The organism is Rhizobium sp. BIGb0125, assembly GCF_024810055.1.
In the GTDB taxonomy this organism is placed as follows: domain Bacteria; phylum Pseudomonadota; class Alphaproteobacteria; order Rhizobiales; family Rhizobiaceae; genus Agrobacterium.
In genome coordinates this window covers 677,064-697,372 of record NZ_JANUDV010000003.1, presented here as the reverse complement: position 1 = coordinate 697,372, position 20,309 = coordinate 677,064, and the positions used below count along the sequence as shown (strand labels likewise).

Genomic DNA, 20,309 nt, shown 5'->3' with positions numbered 1-20,309 from the left:
ATTCACGGCGACAGGCCGCGTGATGTCTTGACGATAGGCAGCACTGACTGGGCAGATATCGTACTGAGAACCAACCGGGTATCGTCAGCTGAACAGGCCGCGAAGGTGCTTTCCGACGTACAGTGGCTGTTTGGTTTCCGCGCCTATTATGTGTTCGACCGCCCGAAGGCGAGCGGCTTAGCCTTTGAAGAATCGCACCGCTTTTCCAATTTGACGGATCTGTTTCTGTCACGGTTGAAGGCAAGTGTGCCTGACTTCGAAGACAAGATCTTCATCGATTCCCTGTCGCGGCTCATGCCTGTGCCGTGGTTTATGGAGGAATACAGCAAGCGCGCCATGTTGAGCGATGCGGCCGTTAAGCTGTTTACGGCATCACGGCTGACCATGGGCGTGAATTTTCCAGGCTTTGGGCTGTGGGACAAGATTCGTATCGTCGGCTTTGCTGGCGCTCGAAAAAGGCCGGAACGTGACGAGCTTGATCAACTTAATTTGTTGATGATCCAGATGCATGAACGCCTGTCTTTGGTGTTCAGGCCGCAGGACAACACTGAAACCACGATGACATCTCTGGAAAAGCAGGTGCTTCATGCCGTCTCTGAAGGAAATCGTGTGGCGCATGTGGCCGCAAATCTTGGTCTTTCCACACGCACAGTTCAATATCTGATGAATTCCATTTGCCGAAAGCTGGATGCTTCTTCGGTAGAACATGCCGTCGCCAGTGCCTTGCGGCAGGGGCTTATCTACTGAAATACTGAACTTTATGCCCTTTGCGATGGTGTTCGTAAAACTGCAAGTAAATTCATTTGATTTTACGGTTGCGTCAAAGGGGCTTAAAATCGCAATCTGAACACTTAAATAAGTGGGGAAGGGATTTGATTTCCGATATGATCTCCCCACCGGAATTGATTTGGAGAATGATGAAACATGATCGCTAAGCCGATCTACATGCAGGGTGAAGGTGACAATGATGGTGAAGGCGGTACCAACCGCGGAACATCGGTTATCACCCGCACTAAGCCCAAAACCAAAAAACCAAATCTCTACCGGGTTTTGCTTTTGAACGACGACTATACGCCAATGGAATTCGTGATCCATATCCTGGAGCGCTTTTTCCAGAAAGACCGCGAAGCGGCAACGCGTATCATGTTGCACGTCCATCAGCATGGGGTCGGTGAATGTGGTGTCTTTACATATGAAGTCGCCGAGACGAAAGTAAGTCAGGTCATGGATTTCGCCCGACAGCATCAGCATCCGCTGCAATGCGTCATGGAAAAGAAATGAGGATCGCAACGTGCCAACTTTTTCCCCAAGTCTTGAGAAGGCGCTGCATCAGGCATTGACCTTTGCCAACGAGCGTCATCATGAATATGCAACTCTTGAACACCTGCTTCTGGCACTGATCGACGATGCAGACGCAGCAGCCGTTATGGGTGCGTGCAACGTCAATCTGGACGTTCTGCGCAAGACCGTCGGCGACTATATCGATAATGAACTGTCCAACCTCGTCACGGGTTATGATGAGGATTCCAAACCGACATCCGGTTTCCAGCGCGTCATCCAGCGTGCGGTCATTCACGTCCAGTCGTCTGGCCGGGAAGAGGTAACAGGCGCCAACGTGCTTGTTGCGATCTTCGCCGAGCGTGAAAGCCACGCCGCCTACTTCCTGCAGGAGCAGGAGATGACCCGTTACGATGCGGTCAACTACATCTCGCACGGTATTGGCAAACGTCCGGGTACGTCCCAGACCAGAACACCGCGTGGCTCCGAAGACGGCGAACCGGAAAACAAGGCGCCGCGCAGTGACGAGGATGCCGGTCCGAAGAAGCAGCAGGACGCCTTGAAGGCTTACTGCGTCAACCTCAATGAAAAGGCCAAGATCGGCAAGATCGATCCGCTGATCGGCCGCCATGAAGAGGTCAACAGGACCATTCAGATCCTGTGCCGTCGCTCCAAGAACAACCCGCTTTATGTGGGTGATCCTGGTGTCGGTAAAACGGCGATTGCCGAAGGTCTGGCCAAGCGTATCGTGGAAGGCAAGGTGCCGGAAGCACTGCGCAACGACACGATCTTCTCGCTCGACATGGGCACGCTTCTGGCGGGCACACGCTATCGCGGTGACTTTGAGGAACGTTTGAAGCAGGTCGTCAAGGAACTTGAAGAGTTTCCTGGTGCGGTGCTGTTCATCGACGAAATCCACACGGTTATCGGTGCTGGTGCGACCTCCGGCGGCGCAATGGATGCTTCAAACCTGTTGAAGCCAGCCTTGTCCTCCGGTTCCATCCGTTGCATCGGTTCGACGACCTACAAGGAATATCGCCAGTTCTTTGAAAAGGACCGGGCCCTGGTTCGTCGCTTCCAGAAGATCGACGTCAATGAGCCATCGATCGATGATGCCATCGAGATCATGAAGGGCCTCAAGCCATATTTCGAAGATTACCATCATCTTCGTTATACCAATGAAGCCATCAAGGCGGCGGTTGAACTGTCGGCACGTTACATTTCCGACCGCAAGCTGCCGGACAAGGCAATTGACGTGATCGATGAAACCGGTGCCGCACAGATGTTGCTGCCAGCATCGCGTCGTCGCAAGCTGATCACCGAAAAGGAGATCGAGGTTACGATTGCCACCATGGCCCGTATTCCGGCGAAAACCGTTTCCAAGGACGACGAGATGGTTCTCGCCAACCTGGAAAAGGAACTGCTGTCGGTTGTCTACGGTCAAGATACGGCGATTGAAGCCTTGTCCACAGCCATCAAGCTGGCCCGTGCTGGCTTGCGCGAACCCAACAAGCCAATCGGCTCCTATGTCTTCTCCGGCCCGACGGGCGTGGGCAAGACCGAGGTTGCCAAGCAGCTTGCTGCTTCGCTCGGTGTCGAGATGCTGCGCTTCGACATGTCGGAATATATGGAACGTCATACCGTTTCGCGGTTGCTTGGCGCACCTCCCGGCTATGTCGGTTTTGACCAGGGCGGTCTGTTGACCGATGGCGTCGATCAGCATCCGCATTGCGTCGTGCTGCTGGACGAAATCGAAAAGGCCCATCCGGATATCTACAACATTCTGTTGCAGGTTATGGACCACGGCTCGCTGACCGACCACAACGGCAAGAAGATCGACTTCCGCAACGTCATTCTGATCATGACGACCAATGCGGGCGCATCGGAAATGGCCAAGTCGGCAATCGGTTTCGGTTCGTCCAAGCGTTCGGGTGAGGATGAAGAGGCATTGAACCGCCTGTTCACACCGGAATTCCGCAACCGTCTGGATGCGATCATTCCGTTCTCGCCGCTGCCAACCACCGTTATCCACCGCGTGGTTCAGAAGTTTGTTATGCAGCTGGAAAGTCAGCTTTCCGAGCGTAACGTCACTTTCGACCTGCATGAGGATGCGATTGCGTGGCTTGCAGAGCGTGGTTACGACGAGAAGATGGGCGCACGTCCGCTCAGCCGCGTCATTCAGGAACATATCAAGAAGCCTCTGGCTAATGAGATCCTGTTCGGCAAGCTGAAAAAGGGCGGTGTCGTTACCGTGACTGTCGGCAAGAAGGAAGATGGCAAGGACGGTCTGGTTCTGGAATCTCATCCGGAAACTGCACCGGTCAAGCCAAAGCCGGAAGCCGAGTTGAAAGCTGCCAAGGCAGCCAAGACAAAGGTCAAGGCTGCCAGCAAAACGGCCAAGGCCGAGCAGGCAGAAGCCGAGGTTCTGGTCGTGGACGAGCCGGAAAAGGCAAAGTCTGAAACCAAGACACCACGCAAGGCCAACACTGTGCCTAAGGTGCCAAAGAAGAAATAAGCGCCAGCTTGTAATCAACGAAGTGCCGGGTAAAACCCGGCACTTTTTATATGTGCCCGGCACTGTTCACAAAACATTCGGGCCGCCATTTTTTGACCTGCGCGCAGCAGGTTGTGATCCATGAAAGCGTGACGATGTCTGCGGAAGTAAATCAGGGTACGCATGCCCTTTGGTTTGCCAAGGGAATGAAGGGGATATTCTCCTTGCCCGCCATGATCCTCATGGCGTCCTTCATTGGCTTTAGCGCCTTTGCCCTGGAATCCGGTTTTACCCGTGAACAGGCCGTGTTCATGACCTTTACCGTCTGGGCACTGCCAGCCAAGATGATCCTGATCGGTTCGATGTTGGGTGGTGCCAATCTGGCGACATGTTTCCTGGCGGTGACATTGTCTTCCGTGCGCATGATGCCGATGGTTGCCTCCATCGTGCCGGACCTGAAAACCTCACGCACACCCACCTGGCTTTTGCTGTTTCTGTCGCATTTCGTGGCGATTACCGCCTGGGTGTTCACCACCCAGAACATCAATTCCGTGCCGCGTCCGTTTCGTGTGTCATGGTTTGCCGGTTTTGCCATCACGCTGACACTGGTCAACACGCTGATCGTGGCGGTGTCCTTCGGCATCGTTGCGTCCTTTCCGCCGCTGGTGGCGGGCGTGCTGTTTTTCATGACGCCGGTCTACTTCGTGGCTTCCATCTGGGCATCCGCCACCCATTCGGTGGTCAAGGTTGCCTTTATCATCGGCCTGATCGCCGGGCCGGTCTTTGCGATGATCGAGCCGGAATTCGACATCATCTACGCCGGACTGGGCGGCGGCACGCTGGCCTATTTCATTGACCGCCGGTGGTTTCGCCGCAAGATCCAGTCGCAGCCCGGGGAGATCGAACCATGATCGCCCTGGAAGGTTGGTGGCCCTATCTGTTGATTGCCGTTGCCGGGTGGCTCGCCACCGACATCTGGCGCTGGCTTGGCGTGATTGCCGGCAACAGGCTGAAAGAGGGCTCTGAGGCGCTGTACTGGGTGAGGGCGGTTGCCACCGCTCTTGTCATGGCCGTGACAGCCAAGCTGATCGTGTTTCCAACCGGCACGCTGGAGCAAACGCCGATGTGGTTGCGCATTGGTGCTGCCAGCCTCGGTTTTGCAGCTTTCCTGCTTTTAGGCCAGCGCGTGCTGGTGGGGGTCGCAGTGTCGATCCTGCTACTGACCGCAGGGCTGTTATTCATCGGTTTCTAAACTTGATAGCATGCATGAAAAAGGCAGCTTATCCAGGGGGAAGCTGCCTTTTCGTTTTTCTGTCAGACGCATTGATATGCGCCGGGATGATTACAATGCGTCGCGCACCTTCTGTGCATTGGCAGCCAGCACAGCGCCATCCTCCATCGTGCCGGAATGCGGCTTCAACGGCTCACCTTCCTTGCGAGGCACGACGTGGAAATGCAGATGGAACACGGTCTGGCCGGCCGCCGGTTCGTTGAACTGCGCGACGTAAACGCCATCCGCATCAAAGGCTTCCTTGGCGGCATTGGCGAGCTTCTGCACAACAGGCAGGGTCTTTGCCAGAACGGCCGGGTCAGCATCGAACAGATTTCGCGAACCGGTCTTTGGTATCACCAGCAGGTGACCTGGTGCCTGCGGCATCACATCCATGAAGGCCAGCGTGTCGTCATCCTCGTAAACCTTGTGGCAGGGAATTTCGCCACGCAGGATTTTTGCAAAGATGTTGTTGTCGTCATAACCGGTGGTCATTGGAAGCTCTCCTCATGAAATAAAGGGCAATAGACGGTCGGGAGATTAAAGGTTCACTCCTGCCGTTCGCCTTTGCGGAATGGGCTGTGGTCGTCAAGATAGTCGCTGATCTGCTCTACTTCCTCACGTTCTCGTTCGAGATAGGCGGAAATGGCGTTGCGCAGACCGGCATGGGCAATGAAATGCGCCGAGTGGGTGGTAACCGGCGTATAACCGCGCGCCAGCTTGTGTTCGCCCTGCGCACCGGCCTCAACCCGCTGCAGGCCGCGAGACAGCGCAAAATCGATGGCCTGATGGTAACAGACCTCAAAATGCAGATAAGGGTGGTCTTCAATGCAGCCCCAATGGCGGCCATACAGCGCATCGGAGCCGATGAAGTTGATGGCGCCAGCCACATAACGACCGTCACGTTTGGCCATGACAAGCAGAATGTCATCGGCCATGCGTTCGCCAATCAGCGAATAGAAGCTGCGGGTCAGATAGGGGCGTCCCCATTTGCGGCTGCCGGTATCCATGTAGAAGGTAAAGAACTGATCCCAGATTTCCTCTGTCAGGTCGCTGCCGGTCAGCCAGTCGATGCTGATGCCGTTATCCAGTGCTGCCTTGCGTTCCTTCTTCAGGTCCTTGCGCTTGCGGGACGATAGCGCATCCAGGAAATCCGCATGGTCGCGGAAGCCACTGTTGATGAAATGGAACTGCTGGTCGGTGCGGTGCAGAAAACCTGCATCCGTCAGAGCCTGTGTGTCACCATCCGGTGTGAACGTGACATGGGCGGAGGAAACACCAATCTTTTCCGTAACCTGCCGAAGACCAGAGGCCAGTACCGGCCGGAAGCGGGCAGCATCGACATCACCTGCCGTCAGCAGGCGGGGGCCGGTTGCCGGTGTGAACGGCACTGAACATTGCAGCTTGGGATAATAGTGGCCACCAGCCCGCTCGAAAGCATCGGCCCACCCATGGTCGAACACATATTCGCCCTTGCTGTGGTTCTTGAGATAAGCGGGGATGGCGCCAACGAGGACGCCGTCACCGCGCTCCAGCAGCATATGGTGGCCAAGCCAGCCGGCTTCTGCGGTGGCTGATCCGGACTGTTCCATGGCCGATAGAAAGGCATGGGAGACGAACGGATTATAAGGTTCCATCCGCATTGTTTTCGACGCGCCGGAAAGCCTGTTCCAGTCTTCCGGGTCGATATCGCCAAAGGATTGTTCAATGCGGATGGAGTATTCTTCGCTCATGCGTTTGCCGACTGGCTCTCTCTTGGGTCAGAACCGCGAGGGTCAAATCCCTCGAATGTCATCTGGTCTGCATATTTATAGGTAATCGCACGGGCATTTTCATCCCTTACCGTCCAGGTAATTACCGGAATGCTCAATTTGCGCTGCGCTTCGATGAAGCTGTTGGGCAAATGACCGTAGTGATAGGAAATGAAATCGATACCGATCTGCATCGCCTCGTCATGACGGAAAAACTCTTCCGGTTTGTCACCTTCTGCTGTCAGGCCGATTGGCCATGGCGAACCGGCCCTTTTCAGGTCTTTCAGCAGGTGGTGATCAAAGCTCATCAGCGCAACCGGGCCCTGGTAACCCTCGAGGTCTTCCAGCACGGCTTCGGCAAAACCGTCATCCACGCCTTCACCTTCGCGGCCCTTCAGCTCGATGACCAGCGGCACCTTGCCGGCGCACAGCTTCAACAGCTGTTTCAGGGTTGGAATACGGTCCTTTGTCTGGCCGACCGACAGCAGGCCGAGCTCGGCCGAGGTCTTTTCGCGCACATCGCCCTTCATGCCGGTCAGGCGCTCCATGTCGTCATCATGGAAAACAACGGGAACACTGTCTGCTGCCAGTTGCACGTCGCACTCAATGGCAAAACCGGCCTCAATGGCACGGCTGAAGGCAGACAGCGTGTTTTCCCACACCTGATGGTTCATGTCATGATAGCCGCGATGGGCGACGGGCTGGGCTGTCAGAAAGGCAAGCTTTACGGTCATACGTCTATTTCCACGATTGCGTCGATCTCGACGGCAGCATTGAAGGGCAGGGAGGCAACGCCAACGGCGGCGCGGGCATGTCTGCCCGCTTCACCGAAAACATTGCCAATGAGGTTGGAAGCCCCGTTGATGACAAGGTGCTGTTCTACAAATTCCGGAACCGAGGCCACGAAACCGGTCAGCTTGACCACGCGGCGCACTTTGGAAAGGTCTCCATGGAGGGCGGCTTTGACCTGTGCAATGATATTGACGGCGCACAGTTCTGCAGCGCGTTGGGCGCCTGCCACGTCGACATCTCGGCCCACATGACCGGTCACCGCAATCTTGCCTGATTCCATGGGCAATTGCCCGGAGACATAAAGAAGATTGCCGCTGATGGCGAAAGGAACGTAGTTTGCCGCAGGTGCCGCAGCAACTGGCAGTGTATAACCAAGCTCTTTAAGGCGCCCTTCAATGACATCAGACATTTTTGACTCGCGGTTTTGTTGTAAAACGAACAAGAATCCGGCATTCAGGATGGACGATCCCAAGCGACGGGCGCATGCTTTCTACAATATGGGCGATGAGTCCAACAGGAGATATTGAATGTTAGTTCGCAACATTGCGTTTGTTTTCGTCGCCAGCCTTTCAGGCTCCATTGCAGGCGCGGCGCAAGCAATACCTGGCACTGCTGCGACAGGCCTGATTGCCCACCGTGCGGTTTATGATCTCGAGCTGCGCGATTCCACCGATCGTTCCGGCATTGAAGACATGTCCGGCCGCATGGTCTACGAGTTTACCGGCTCTGCATGTCAGGGATACAAAACCGATTTCCGTTTCGTCACCCAGATCAATACCGGCGATGCGGTGCGAATGACCGACCAGCAGACGACGACGTTTGAAGACGCGGCCGCAAAAAAGTTCACCTTCGACACCAAGTCGTTCACTGACGATAAGCTGGATAAGGAAGTCGGCGGCTCGGCAGCCGAATCGGACGCCGGCACGGTTGTCGATCTGGTGCGGCCCGACAGCCGCAAGGTCGATCTGGTGGCCAGCGACTTCCCGACCGAACACATGCTGCAGGTCATCGACAATGCCCGCGCCGGCAAGCGCATGTTCGAATCACGCATTTTCGACGGTTCCGACAATGGCGATGAAAGCCTGATCACCTCGACGCTGGTTGGTAAATCGCAGACACCTGTGTCGGATGACAAGGAAGCAGGAGAGGCGGGCCAGTTTTCCAAGGCGCCGTTCTGGCCTGTGACCATTGCTTATTTCAACGACAAGAGCGGCACGGATGCGCTGCCGATCTACCGTATGTCGTTCAAGCTCTATGAAAACGGCATCACCCGTGATCTGGTTCTCGATTACGGTGACTTTGTTTTGACCGGCAAGCTGAAAAAGCTCGATATTCTCGAAACGGCTTCCTGCGACAAGCAAACCCAGAAATGACATAGGCGTGCCTGAAAAGCGTGTAACAAACGCAGTTCAGGCACCTGTTGTGTTGAAATTCTCTCTTATTCGCTTGCTTTTTTCGTGAAGCAGCGGTATGCGCCACACCATTCCACACGCGAAGCTTGGGATGTTCCGGGAGAAATCCGGTTCGTTCCGCCCGGTGGCACTCTTTAAAACAGTGCTGTTCGCTTCGCGGGGGTTAAACCGGAAAAGGAGTTACAGGCATGGCATTGCCAGATTTTTCTATGCGCCAGCTTTTGGAAGCGGGCATTCACTTCGGTCACCAGACACACCGCTGGAACCCGAAAATGAAGCCGTACATCTTCGGCGATCGTAACAACATTCACATCATCGACCTGGCTCAGACCGTTCCGATGCTGTCGCGCGCCCTTCAGGTTGTGTCCGACACCGTTGCTCGTGGCGGCCGCGTTCTGTTCGTTGGTACGAAGCGTCAGGCTTCCGACATCATCGCAGATAGCGCAAAGCGTTCGGCTCAGTACTACGTCAACTCGCGTTGGCTCGGTGGTATGATGACCAACTGGAAGACGATCTCCAACTCGATCCAGCGTCTTCGCAAGCTCGACGAGATTCTGAATTCGGAAGGCTCTGGCTACAACAAGAAAGAGCGTCTGACCCTTGAGCGCGAGCGCGAAAAGCTCGACAAGGCTCTCGGCGGTATCCGCGATATGGGCGGCACCCCAGACCTGATGTTCATCATCGACACCAACAAGGAAAAGATCGCAATCGAAGAAGCCAAGCGTCTTGGTATTCCGGTTGTTGCAATCATCGACTCCAACTGCGATCCTGATAGCATCGACTTCCCGATCCCAGGTAACGACGACGCTTCCCGCGCCATCGCGCTGTACTGCGATCTGATCGCTCGCGCTGCCATCGACGGCATCGCACGCCAGCAGGGCGCTTCGGGCCGTGACCTCGGCGCTTCCGAGGAGCTGCCAGTTGAGCCAGCTCTCGAAGATGAAGCAGGCGCCTGATATTAAGGCCGTTGGGCGACCTTAGGGTCGCCTTTCACAATCAGGATGCGCAAGGCCGTTTCTGACCGTCAGGTCGACGGCCTTGTTTGTTTAAGCCCGCTCTGTCCTTTGAGTTTTCGGGGCAGGGCGAGCTGATAAAGTTTCGTGATGGGTTTTTCATCACGCTGTCATAATACCGGGACATTCGTTCCAAAACTTGGCGTCGGTGCCGCGTGATTCCGCCGGTTGACCGACTGAAGCGACAAGAGGCACACAATGACTGAAATCACAGCCGCAATGGTAAAGGAACTGCGCGAGAAGTCCGGCGCAGGCATGATGGATTGCAAAAAGGCTCTGGCCGAAACCAATGGCGACATGGAAGCCGCTATCGATTGGCTGCGCGCCAAGGGTATCGCCAAGGCTGACAAGAAGTCTGGCCGTACCGCTGCTGAAGGTCTCGTTGGCATTGCAACGATCGGCCACAAGGCTGTTGTCGTTGAAGTTAACTCTGAAACCGACTTCGTTGCCCGTAACGATGCCTTCCAGGACATCGTTCGCGGTATTGCGCAGGTTGCTCTGACAACCGATGGCACTGTTGAGGCAGTTGCTTCCGCCAACTACCCTGCAACTGGCAAGTCTGTTTCCGACTCGCTCAAGGACGCTATCGCGACCATTGGCGAAAACATGACCCTGCGTCGTTCGGCTGCTCTCGAAGTTGAGCACGGCGTTGTTGCAACCTACATCCACAACGCTGCTGGCGACGGCATCGGCAAGCTGGGCGTTCTGGTTGCTCTGAAGTCTGTTGGCGACAAGGAAGTTCTGAACTCTGTTGGCCGTCAGGTTGCCATGCACATTGCTGCAACCAACCCGCTTGCTATCCGTTCTGAAGAAGTTGACGCTGCTGTTGCTGAGCGCGAGCGCAACGTATTCATCGAGCAGGCCCGTGAATCCGGCAAGCCAGAAGCCATCATCGAAAAGATGGTTGAAGGCCGTATGCGCAAGTTCTTCGAAGAAGTTGCTCTTCTGTCGCAGGCTTTCGTTGTTAACCCGGACATCACCGTTGGCCAGGCTGTCAAGGACGCTGAAAAGCTCGCTGGCGCTTCCATCGAAGTAACCGGCATGGTTCGTCTTCTGCTCGGCGAAGGCGTCGAAAAGGAAGAAAGCGACTTCGCTGCAGAAGTTGCAGCGGCTGCAAAAGGCTGATTGCCTCTTCACCAAACAGTGAAAAAGCTGAGGGCATCGCGTGACAACGCGGTGCCCTTCGTGTATCGGCGTTTCGGATAGATTGCGAAGGATCAACAATGTCTCCCAAACCGCTTTATAACCGTGTTCTTCTCAAAGCGTCTGGCGAAGCCCTGATGGGGGATCAGGGGTTCGGTATTGACGTGAATATCGTCGACCGTATTGCTTCTGATATTGCCGAGGCCCGCGCTATGGGTGTCGAGGTTGGCGTCGTGGTCGGCGGCGGCAATATTTTCCGCGGCGTGGCCGTGGCTTCCAAGGGTGGTGACCGCGTCACCGGCGACCATATGGGCATGCTGGCAACCGTCATCAACGCGCTGGCGCTGGCGACATCGCTGCGCAAGCTCGATATCGACACCGTTGTGTTGTCGGCTATTGCCATGCCTGAGATCTGTGAGAGCTTCTCGCAGCGTGCGACGCTCTACCATCTGTCGCTTGGCCGCGTTGTGATCTTTGCAGGTGGCACAGGCAACCCGTTCTTCACCACCGACTCGGCTGCCGCACTGCGTGCAGCGGAAATGGGCGCACAGGCCATCTTCAAGGGCACGCAGGTGGACGGCATCTATTCTGCCGATCCGAAGAAGGTTCCGGATGCGACCCGCTTTGACGAGTTGACGCATTCCGAGGTTCTTGCCAAGGGCTTGGCAGTGATGGACGTTGCAGCCGTTGCACTGGCCCGTGAGAACCATATTCCGATCATCGTCTTCTCGATCCACGAGAAGGGCGGTTTTGCACAGATATTGACCGGCGGCGGCCGCAAGACCATCGTGCACGATAAATAATCAGTGTGAGGTGATTCCGTATTCCGGAATTTTGCCTTTGCTGCCTGAAAAAGATGGAGTGAAAAATGAGTGGTGTTGACCTCAATGACATCAAGCGTCGTATGGATGGCGCAATTAACGCATTCAAGAGCGATATCGCGTCCCTGCGTACGGGCCGTGCTTCGGCCAACATTCTTGATCCGGTAACAGTTGATGCCTATGGTTCGCGTGTTCCGCTCAATCAGGTGGCCAACATTACCGTTCCAGAATCACGCATGCTTGGCGTGTCCATCTGGGACAAGACCATGGTTGGTGCTGTTGACCGCGCCATCCGCGAATCCAACCTCGGCCTGAACCCGATCGTTGACGGTCAGAACCTGCGTATTCCTCTGCCTGAGCTGAACGAAGAGCGCCGCAAGTCGCTCGTCAAGGTCGCGCATGATTATGCGGAAAAGTCCAAGGTTGCTATTCGCCACGTTCGCCGTGACGGCATGGACGACCTGAAAAAAGCCGAAAAGGATGGCGACATCGGCCAGGACGAGAGCCGTTCGCTTTCTGAAAAGGTGCAGAAAATGACGGATGATACCATTACGGATATCGACCGCTTGCTTTCTGAAAAGGAAAAGGAAATCATGCAGGTTTGATGGCGTATTTACAGCCTCGTTACACTGCAGTCTTAATGCTTTTCGTGTCCGTTTTTGTTGACTTGGATCCCCATGCCAAACGTTGATAGTTCTTCTATTCCCGAGCATGTTGCCATCATTATGGATGGTAATGGACGCTGGGCAAAGCAACGTGGCCTTCCTCGTGTCATGGGACACAAGCGAGGCGTTGAGGCTGTGCGCGAGGTTGTGCGTGCATCTGCTGATTATGGCATCAGGTATCTGACCCTGTTTGCCTTTTCCTCTGAAAACTGGCGCCGTCCGGAAGCCGAGATCAATGATCTCCTGGGCCTCCTGAAGGCGTTCATCCGCCGTGACCTGGCTGATCTGCATCGCTCGAACGTGCGCGTTCGGGTGATTGGTGAGCGCACAAATCTCGGTTCGGACATCAAGTCTCTGTTGCTGGAGGCTGAAGAAACCACACGCAATAACACCGCGCTGACGCTGGTGATTGCGTTTAATTACGGCTCGCGCGATGAGATTGCGCGTGCTGTCGCTGGCATGGCGCGGGATGTTGCTGCGGGACTTCTGTCTCCCGCCGACATTACCCCCGACAGCATCTCGGCACGGCTGGATACGGCCGGTATTCCAGACCCCGACCTGATTATTCGCACCAGCGGCGAAGAGCGTCTGTCCAACTTCCTTCTGTGGCAGGCCGCTTATTCCGAACTGGTATTTGTCCCGGACTTCTGGCCAGACTTTGATCGCCAACACTTCATGGCAGCCCTAGAGCAGTACAGATTGCGTGACCGCCGCTTTGGCGGGTTGACCGCGCAGGCTGCTGTGGCTGGTGCCTGATGAGCCGTGAACTCAAGCTGCGGATCGTTTCCGCATTGGTCATGGCTGCGGTCATTCTGTTCGCAACATGGAACGGCGGAATGATCTTCCGTTTCGTTGCGGCGGCTATTGCCTTGTTGATCTATTACGAGTGGACCAAGATCACCAAGCTCGGTGAGACCAACCCTGCCGGTTATTCCTGGGGCTGGTTTGCCATTGCCGTCATTGCCGGCAATACGCTGTTTGGTGAACCGTCTCTCGACCTGCCATTGTTGTGCGGTTTCACCCTGACGGCGACGATTTTCCCCATTCTGCGCGGCAAGAACTGGTGGCTGGTGGGCGGCATTGTCTACGCCGGCCTCAGCGGCATTTCGCTGGCAGCCATCCGTGGCGATGATTTCCCCGGCCTCGTGTCGATGCTTTTCATCTTCGCGGTTGTCTGGGGAACCGACATCCTGGCCTACTTCGTGGGCAGGGCAATTGGCGGTCCAAAGCTTGCGCCATCCATCTCGCCCGGCAAGACCTGGTCAGGCGCGATTGGTGGTACGGTTTCTGCCGTTATTGCCGGTGGTATCGTGGCCTATGCCTATAAGGGCGAGCTGAGTTTTAGCGTGATTTTGCTGGCCGTGGTCTTGTCTGCCTTCAGTCAGATCGGTGATCTGTTCGAATCATTTATCAAGCGCCGTTTCGGCGTGAAGGATTCCAGCCATTTGATCCCTGGTCATGGCGGGGTTATGGACCGGGTTGACGGACTTGTTTTCGCCTGCTTTACCGTATTTGTAATCGCGGTTGTCCATGCCGCCTACACCGGTTACGCACCCGGTTCGACTGGTGGGCTTCTGCTGGGCTTTTGATTCGCAGATATTTCGCAATCGTGTGAAGAACGGAAGTTATGATGAGTGTGCTGATGTCGGTGCTGGGTTTCCTCGGGGGCTATATTGTTCCGTTCATCCTCGTGCTCACGGTTCTGGTTTTTGTGCATGAGATGGGCCACTACCTCGTCGGTCGCTGGTCTGGTGTGCGTGTAACCGCCTTTGCCGTCGGTTTCGGCCCAGAACTTCTCGGCTACACTGACAAGCACGGCACGCGTTGGAAACTTTGCGCAATTCCGCTTGGCGGCTATGTAAAATTCTTCGGCGATGAAGACGCAGCCAGCAAACCGGACAGCGATGGCCTGTCCAGAATGTCGCTGGAAGAGCGCAACCAGACGCTGGCCGGCGCAAAACTGTGGAAAAGAGCGGCGACTGTTGCCGCCGGTCCCATCGCCAACTTCATTCTCGCCATTGCGATCTTTGCCGTCATGTTCGGCATTTACGGTCGCACGGTTGCTGATCCTGTCGTGGCTGAAGTGCGCGAAAACAGTGCCGCGGCCGTCGCCGGTGTCTTGCCAGGTGACCGCCTTATCGCGCTTGATGGCAACCGCGTTGCAACCTTCGAGGATGTGCGTCGCTACATCAGCATTCGTCCGGGTTCGCAGGTCGATGTGACGATCGAGCGTGGTGGCCAGCAGCAGGTTTTGAAGATGGTGCCGGAGCGCACCGACACGACTGACCAGTTCGGCAACAAGATCGAATTGGGCATCATTGGCATCGTAACCAACCAGGATAGCGGCAATTTCCGCCATATTACCTATACGCCAATCGAGGCGCTGGGTGAGGGCGTGCGCGAGACCGGACAGATCGTCACCGGTACATTCCGCTATATCGGTAATCTTGTCATGGGTCGCATGAAACCCGATCAATTGGGCGGTCCTGTGCGGGTCGCACAAGCTTCGGGCCAGATGGCAACTCTAGGTGTTTCTGCAGTTATCCAGTTGGCGGCGGTCCTGTCGGTTTCGATAGGCTTGCTTAACCTTATGCCTGTTCCGGTTCTGGACGGCGGCCACTTAGTATTCTATGCGGTCGAGGCAGTGCGGGGGCGGCCATTGGGTGCTGGCGCACAGGAAGTTGCGTTTAGGATAGGGCTTGCCATGATTTTCAGCCTTATGGTATTTGCGACATGGAATGATATCAGCAGCTTGCTCGGGTAAGGTGCGTATTTAAGTAGTTTTGTTAGTCGATTGTTTACTATGTTTTCACGCCGTCGTGGCGATTTGGTCACGCGAGGCGACGAAGTAAACAGAAATTAACGTTGGCGCTTGCTTGTAGAGGAAAAGCAGGTAAAACGACGCAGATGGCCGGAGTCGGGTTCTGCCCGCTGAGGGACAACGGGAAAAGGTAAGAAGTGAAAATGAAGGCTGGTTCAAGATTTTTGAACGCGGTATCGGCGGTTGCGCTATCTGCTGGTGTTGCTTCGGTTGTGGGCGTGGGAGTGCTTGCTTCTTCGGGTGTTGCTAACGCTGCTGTTATTAACAGAGTGGATGTGCGTGGCGCTGAACGGGCAGGGGCTGATGCCGTTCGTTCCAACATCACGATCCAACCCGGCAAGAACTTTTCCAACGCTGATATCGATGAATCCGTAAAGCGTCTTTACGCGACGGGTTACTTCTCTGGCGTCAGCATGAGCGTTTCCGGCAGCACACTGGTTGTGACTGTCAGCGAAAACCAGCTGGTCAACCAGGTTGTTTTCAACGGTAACCGCAAGATCAAGGATGACAAGCTGTCTGGTGTCGTGCAGACCCAGCCGCTCGGCCCTTACGATCCTTCGCTGGTAACCGCTGATATCGAGCGTATCAAGCAGGCTTATTCTGCAATCGGTCGTAGCGACGTTGAAGTCACGACGCAGACGGTAACGGTCGGCGAAGGCCGCGTTAACCTCGCATTCGTGATCAACGAAGGCGAGCGCACCAAGATTGCACGCATCGATTTCGTTGGTAACAAGGCTTACAGCGACGGCCGCCTCGCAGCCGTTCTGTCGACCAAGAAGTCCAACATGCTGTCGTTCCTGACCCGTAAGGACGTTTACAGCGAAGACAAGTTGCGCACCGACGAAGAAACACTGCGTCAGTTCTACTACGACCGTGGTTATGCTGACTTCCGCGTTGTTTCGTCTGAAGCCGTTCTGGACGAGCAGTCCAACGAATACACAATCACCGTTACGGTTGAAGAAGGCCCACGTTACGACTTCGGTCCTGTTGCGGTCGAATCGACAGTTGACGGCGTTGACTCCGGTGAACTGCAGGGTCTGCTGGAAAGCCGCGAAGGCAATCATTACAGCGCCACCAATGTTCAGAAGAGCATGGAATCCATTTCCAAGCGTGTTGCTGCAGCCGGTTATCCATTTGCACGCGTTACGCCACGTGGTGACCGTAACTTCGGCAACAACACGATTGGTGTGACCTACATCGTTGACCAGGGCGAGCGCGCTTACGTTGAGCGTATCGAAATCCGTGGCAACACCCGTACACGTGACTACGTTATCCGTCGCGAGTTCGACATCAGCGAAGGCGATGCGTTCAACCAGCAGGTTGTAACAGCTGCCAAGCGTCGTCTTGAAGCTCTTGGTTACTTCGCCAACGTCAACATTTCCACAGCTCCGGGCAGCGCTGCTGACCGCGTTGTGATCGTTGTTGATGTTGAAGATCAGCCAACAGGTTCGTTCGGTATCGGTGCAGGTTACTCCGAATCGGATGGCGTTCTGCTCGAAGCTTCGGTTGAAGAAAAGAACTTCCTCGGTCGCGGCCAGTTCATTCGTCTGGCAGTCGGCGCTGGTGAAGACAACGCTCGTACCTACAACCTTTCGTTCACCGAGCCTTATTTCCTCGGTTACCGTCTGGCAGCTGGTTTCGACGTGTTCCGCAGCCAGAGCTCGAGCGAAGACTACTACGATTATACGGAACAGGGCTTCACGCTTCGCGTAACCGCTCCAATTACCGAAGAGTTGGCAACAACCTTCCGCTACACCTACAAGGACTTCGAGTACGAGGGTGACGGCAATTGGGAAGCTGGATCTAACTTGGCGGAGCCATACAAGGATTTGATCAGAGGTGGAAAATGGAGCCAGTCCGTTATTTCCAACACGATCAACTACAACACGCTGGATGACCGCCAGACACCACGCTCCGGTTGGCAGGCGCTGTTGACCAACGAATTTGCGGGTATCGGCGGTGACTCCGAATACTACAAGATCTACGGTAAGGCTCGTTATTACCACACGCTTTCGGATGAGTTCGACATCATCGGCTCTCTGACTGCAGCTGCTGGTTACGTTGTTCCGACCGGCGACAATCTGTACGTCTTCGACCAGTTCAAGATCGGTGGACGCCAGATCCGCGGCTTCGAAAACGACGGTATCGGTCCACGTATCGACGGCGACTCGATTGGCGGCACGACCTACTTCACCGTTTCGGCTGAAGCAACGTTCCCAATGCCGGGTATTCCTGAAGACGTCGGTCTGCGCGGCGCGGTTTATGCCGACGCTGGTACGCTGTACGGCAACAAGACGGGCTACGCTTCCGAAGGTGAAAGCAGTGCACTGCGCGCTTCCGCTGGTATCGGTATCATCTGGGCATCACCTTTTGGACCACTGCGTGTTGACTATGCAGTACCGTTCATGAAGGAAGACTATGACGAGGAACAGCGTTTCCGGTTTGGAATCTCGAACAACTTCTGATATCGGCAGTCCAGAACTGCGAGTTTGAACTGTTCTGGAGTTCCCTGTTGATGGACTATAATGAATTTTTTCCGCCCCATGATGGGATTAAGCTGGCCAAACTGGCTGAAATGCTTGGGGCGGAACTCTCGGAACCGAACGAGGGTGAACGTATCGTTCGTTCGGTAGCTCCGGTTTATCGTGCTGCGCCTGATCAGGTCTGTTACATCCTGTCGCGCAAGAACCGGGCCGAGCTTGAAACATGCAATGCTGCAGCCATCATTTGTGATGTCGCGCTGAAAAGCCTCATTCCCGCACATATTCCTGCTCTTTTGACCAAGGTGCCCCACACGGCCTTTGCCAATGCCGGTGCAATCCTGCATCCCATTGCCATGCAGCCGTCGCCGGTTGTCGACGTTGTCGGCGATATTTCGCCTGCCGCGCATGTCGATCCGACTGCACGATTGGAAGAGGGCGTAATTGTCGAGCCGATGGCCGTTATCGGCGCGCGCGCCAATATTGGTGCCGGTACCCGAATCGGTGCAGGCGCGATCATCGGCTCTGATGTCAAAATCGGTCGCAATTGCACGATTGCCGCCGGCGCCAGCGTTCTGGCCGCCCTGATTGGCAACAATGTCATTTTGCACAATGGTGCGCGTATCGGCCAGGACGGCTTCGGTTACGCACCGGGCCCGCGCGGCATGTTGAAGATCGTGCAGGTTGGCCGCGTTATCATTCAGGACCATGTTGAAGTGGGCGCCAACACCACCATCGACCGTGGCACCATGGATGACACGGTGATTGGTGAAGGCACCAAGATCGACAATCAGGTCCAGATTGGCCACAACGTGCGTATCGGCCGCCATTGCGGCATCGTCAGCAAGGTTGGCATTGCCGGCAGCACCCGCATCGGTGACGGCGTGATGATCGGTGGTGCCGCAGGCATCAATGGTCATATTTCTATTGGAGACGGCGTGCAGATTGCTGCGATGAGCGGTGTTATGGCTGATGTACCGGCCGGTGCTCGTTACGGCGGCGCACCCGCACGTCCTATGAAACAATATCTGCGTGATATGGCCGAGCTTTTGGCCCGGGCGGATGAAAGAGATAAAAAAACAGGAGAAAAAAATGGCTGATGGCGAGGGGATTACGCTTGGATCCGCGGATATCAAGGAAATCATGCGGCTTTTGCCGCACCGTTATCCGTTTTTGCTGATTGACCGCATTGTACAGATTGATGGCGACAACTCCGCCATCGGCATCAAGAACGTGACGGTCAACGAGCCACATTTTACCGGTCACTTCCCTGACCAGCCGATCATGCCAGGCGTTCTGCTGGTGGAAGCCATGGCGCAGACCGCAGGTGCGATCTGCTCGCGCAAGCAGGGCGGCGGCGGCAACCTGGTCTATTTTATGACCATCGACAATGCCCGTTTCCGCAAGCCGGTTGTGCCGGGTGACCGCGTGGAGTTCCATGTCGTCAAGCAGAAGCAGCGCGGCAATGTCTGGAAGTTCCATTGCGATGCCAAGGTTGATGGCGTTCTGGTTGCTGAAGCCGACATCGGCGCGATGATGGTGCCAGAGGGCCAGCAATGAGTGTTATTGCCGCTTCAGCCAAAATTCATCCGATGTCATTCATCGAAGATGGAGCCGTCATCGGTCAAAATGTGTCGATCGGACCATTTTGCCATGTAGGCCCGAAAGTTGTGCTGGGTGATAACGTGCAGCTGGTGAGCCATGTCGTAGTTCTCGGCAGAACCACGGTCGGCAAGGGTACCATCATTTGGCCGTCGGCAGTGATTGGCGGCGATTCGCAAAGTGCCCATCACAGCGCCGTTGATACCACGCTGGTGATTGGCGAGAACTGCACGATCCGCGAAGGCGTGACCATGAACACCGGCACGGTGGAACATGGCGGCACCACGATTGTTGGCGACAACAATCTGTTCCTGGCCTATTCGCACGTCGCGCATGATTGCCGTCTGGGCAACAACATCATCCTGTCCAACAATGTCATGCTGGCTGGCCACGTCACCGTTGGTGACCGCGCCATTCTGGGCGGCGGCAGCGCCGTGCACCAGTTCACCCGCATTGGCAGACAGGCGTTTATCGGCGGTCTCTCGGCGGTCAGCTATGATGTCATTCCCTATGGTATGCTGAACGGCAACCCCGGTGTGCTCAGCGGCCTCAACGTTGTTGGCATGACCCGCTCGGGCGTTGAACGTTCCGAAGTGCACCGCGTTCGTCGCGCCTACAAGGCGATCTTCGAAGGCGAAGGTTCGGCACGTGCCAATGCGGCCGCCATCCGTGATGAATATCTGGATTGCCCGCAGGTCATCGAAATTCTTGATTTTATCGGCGCGGATAGCGACCGGGCCCTGTCGTCGCCATTCAGAGGCAAATAA

21 protein-coding genes are annotated in these 20,309 nt (G+C 55.6%); 17 read left to right on the top strand and 4 right to left on the bottom strand.

What is annotated here, in order from left to right; translation table 11 throughout:
• Positions 1-27: 27 nt before the first annotated feature.
• The 5 genes from M2418_RS11715 to M2418_RS11695 all read left to right on the top strand — a co-directional run bounded on the left by M2418_RS11715 (position 28) and on the right by M2418_RS11695 (position 5,024).
• Positions 28-747 (top strand): response regulator transcription factor, encoded by a 720-nt coding sequence (locus M2418_RS11715; protein WP_259146605.1) that lies wholly within the window; start codon positions 28-30, stop codon positions 745-747.
• 177 nt (positions 748-924) lie between these two features.
• Entirely contained in the window at positions 925-1,281 is a 357-nt protein-coding gene (gene clpS, locus M2418_RS11710) for an ATP-dependent Clp protease adapter ClpS (RefSeq protein ID WP_250982636.1), read from the top strand.
• A 10-nt stretch (positions 1,282-1,291) separates the two neighbouring features.
• Complete coding sequence (gene clpA, locus M2418_RS11705; RefSeq protein ID WP_259146603.1) at positions 1,292-3,793, top strand: ATP-dependent Clp protease ATP-binding subunit ClpA; 2,502 nt, start codon at positions 1,292-1,294, stop codon at positions 3,791-3,793.
• 134 nt (positions 3,794-3,927) lie between these two features.
• Entirely contained in the window at positions 3,928-4,683 is a 756-nt protein-coding gene (locus M2418_RS11700; RefSeq protein WP_259146601.1) for an AzlC family ABC transporter permease, read from the top strand.
• Positions 4,683-5,024, top strand: coding sequence for an AzlD domain-containing protein (locus tag M2418_RS11695; RefSeq protein ID WP_192487904.1), 342 nt, complete (start codon positions 4,683-4,685; stop codon positions 5,022-5,024). The genes M2418_RS11700 and M2418_RS11695 overlap by 1 nt, the downstream gene beginning before the upstream one ends.
• Before the next feature lie 90 nt (positions 5,025-5,114).
• Here the strand turns inward: M2418_RS11695 and M2418_RS11690 are convergent, their stop codons facing one another.
• Genes M2418_RS11690 through M2418_RS11675 form a run of 4 tightly spaced genes read right to left on the bottom strand, consistent with a single transcriptional unit; the run spans position 5,115 to position 7,994 of the window.
• Positions 5,115-5,537: an HIT family protein gene (locus M2418_RS11690; protein WP_192487767.1), complete on the bottom strand. Its 423-nt coding sequence runs from the start codon at positions 5,535-5,537 to the stop codon at positions 5,115-5,117.
• Between the two features lie 53 nt (positions 5,538-5,590).
• Positions 5,591-6,775: a GNAT family N-acetyltransferase gene (locus M2418_RS11685; protein ID WP_259146598.1), complete on the bottom strand. Its 1,185-nt coding sequence runs from the start codon at positions 6,773-6,775 to the stop codon at positions 5,591-5,593.
• Positions 6,772-7,527 carry a glycerophosphodiester phosphodiesterase gene (locus tag M2418_RS11680; RefSeq protein ID WP_250982632.1) on the bottom strand — a complete coding sequence of 252 codons (756 nt, stop codon included), beginning with the start codon at positions 7,525-7,527 and terminating at the stop codon, positions 6,772-6,774. The genes M2418_RS11685 and M2418_RS11680 overlap by 4 nt, the downstream gene beginning before the upstream one ends.
• The gene (locus M2418_RS11675; RefSeq protein WP_259146596.1) at positions 7,524-7,994 is read right to left on the bottom strand and encodes a RidA family protein; all 471 of its coding nucleotides are present in this window, start codon (positions 7,992-7,994) and stop codon (positions 7,524-7,526) included. Before M2418_RS11675 ends, M2418_RS11680 begins: the two co-directional genes overlap by 4 nt.
• 118 nt (positions 7,995-8,112) lie before the next feature.
• On the opposite strand from M2418_RS11675, the gene M2418_RS11670 reads away from it, so the two are divergent.
• The 12 genes from M2418_RS11670 to lpxA all read left to right on the top strand — a co-directional run bounded on the left by M2418_RS11670 (position 8,113) and on the right by lpxA (position 20,309).
• Positions 8,113-8,958 (top strand): cell envelope integrity EipB family protein, encoded by an 846-nt coding sequence (locus M2418_RS11670; RefSeq protein ID WP_192487771.1) that lies wholly within the window; start codon positions 8,113-8,115, stop codon positions 8,956-8,958.
• A 227-nt stretch (positions 8,959-9,185) separates the two neighbouring features.
• A complete protein-coding gene (rpsB, locus tag M2418_RS11665; protein ID WP_259146593.1) occupies positions 9,186-9,953 on the top strand; it encodes a 30S ribosomal protein S2 in 768 nt (255 codons plus the stop codon).
• Positions 9,954-10,208: 255 nt separating this feature from the next.
• A complete protein-coding gene (gene tsf, locus M2418_RS11660) occupies positions 10,209-11,135 on the top strand; it encodes a translation elongation factor Ts (RefSeq protein WP_250982630.1) in 927 nt (308 codons plus the stop codon).
• Positions 11,136-11,233: 98 nt separating this feature from the next.
• Positions 11,234-11,956 carry a UMP kinase gene (gene pyrH / locus M2418_RS11655; protein ID WP_192487774.1) on the top strand — a complete coding sequence of 241 codons (723 nt, stop codon included), beginning with the start codon at positions 11,234-11,236 and terminating at the stop codon, positions 11,954-11,956.
• A gap of 65 nt (positions 11,957-12,021) precedes the next feature.
• On the top strand, positions 12,022-12,579 hold the full coding sequence (gene frr / locus M2418_RS11650) for a ribosome recycling factor (RefSeq protein WP_192487775.1): 558 nt from the start codon (positions 12,022-12,024) through the stop codon (positions 12,577-12,579).
• A gap of 72 nt (positions 12,580-12,651) precedes the next feature.
• Positions 12,652-13,395, top strand: a complete 744-nt coding sequence (locus M2418_RS11645) for an isoprenyl transferase (RefSeq protein ID WP_192487776.1) — start codon at positions 12,652-12,654, stop codon at positions 13,393-13,395.
• A complete protein-coding gene (locus M2418_RS11640) occupies positions 13,395-14,228 on the top strand; it encodes a phosphatidate cytidylyltransferase (RefSeq protein WP_259146591.1) in 834 nt (277 codons plus the stop codon). The genes M2418_RS11645 and M2418_RS11640 overlap by 1 nt, the downstream gene beginning before the upstream one ends.
• Before the next feature lie 41 nt (positions 14,229-14,269).
• A complete protein-coding gene (gene rseP / locus M2418_RS11635; RefSeq protein WP_405049404.1) occupies positions 14,270-15,403 on the top strand; it encodes an RIP metalloprotease RseP in 1,134 nt (377 codons plus the stop codon).
• Positions 15,404-15,603: 200 nt separating this feature from the next.
• Complete coding sequence (gene bamA / locus M2418_RS11630) at positions 15,604-17,925, top strand: outer membrane protein assembly factor BamA (RefSeq protein WP_259146589.1); 2,322 nt, start codon at positions 15,604-15,606, stop codon at positions 17,923-17,925.
• Positions 17,926-17,975: 50 nt separating this feature from the next.
• The gene (gene lpxD, locus M2418_RS11625; protein WP_250982626.1) at positions 17,976-19,040 is read left to right on the top strand and encodes a UDP-3-O-(3-hydroxymyristoyl)glucosamine N-acyltransferase; all 1,065 of its coding nucleotides are present in this window, start codon (positions 17,976-17,978) and stop codon (positions 19,038-19,040) included.
• Positions 19,033-19,500 carry a 3-hydroxyacyl-ACP dehydratase FabZ gene (gene fabZ, locus M2418_RS11620; protein ID WP_192487780.1) on the top strand — a complete coding sequence of 156 codons (468 nt, stop codon included), beginning with the start codon at positions 19,033-19,035 and terminating at the stop codon, positions 19,498-19,500. Before lpxD ends, fabZ begins: the two co-directional genes overlap by 8 nt.
• Positions 19,497-20,309, top strand: coding sequence for an acyl-ACP--UDP-N-acetylglucosamine O-acyltransferase (gene lpxA / locus M2418_RS11615; protein WP_259146586.1), 813 nt, complete (start codon positions 19,497-19,499; stop codon positions 20,307-20,309). The genes fabZ and lpxA overlap by 4 nt, the downstream gene beginning before the upstream one ends.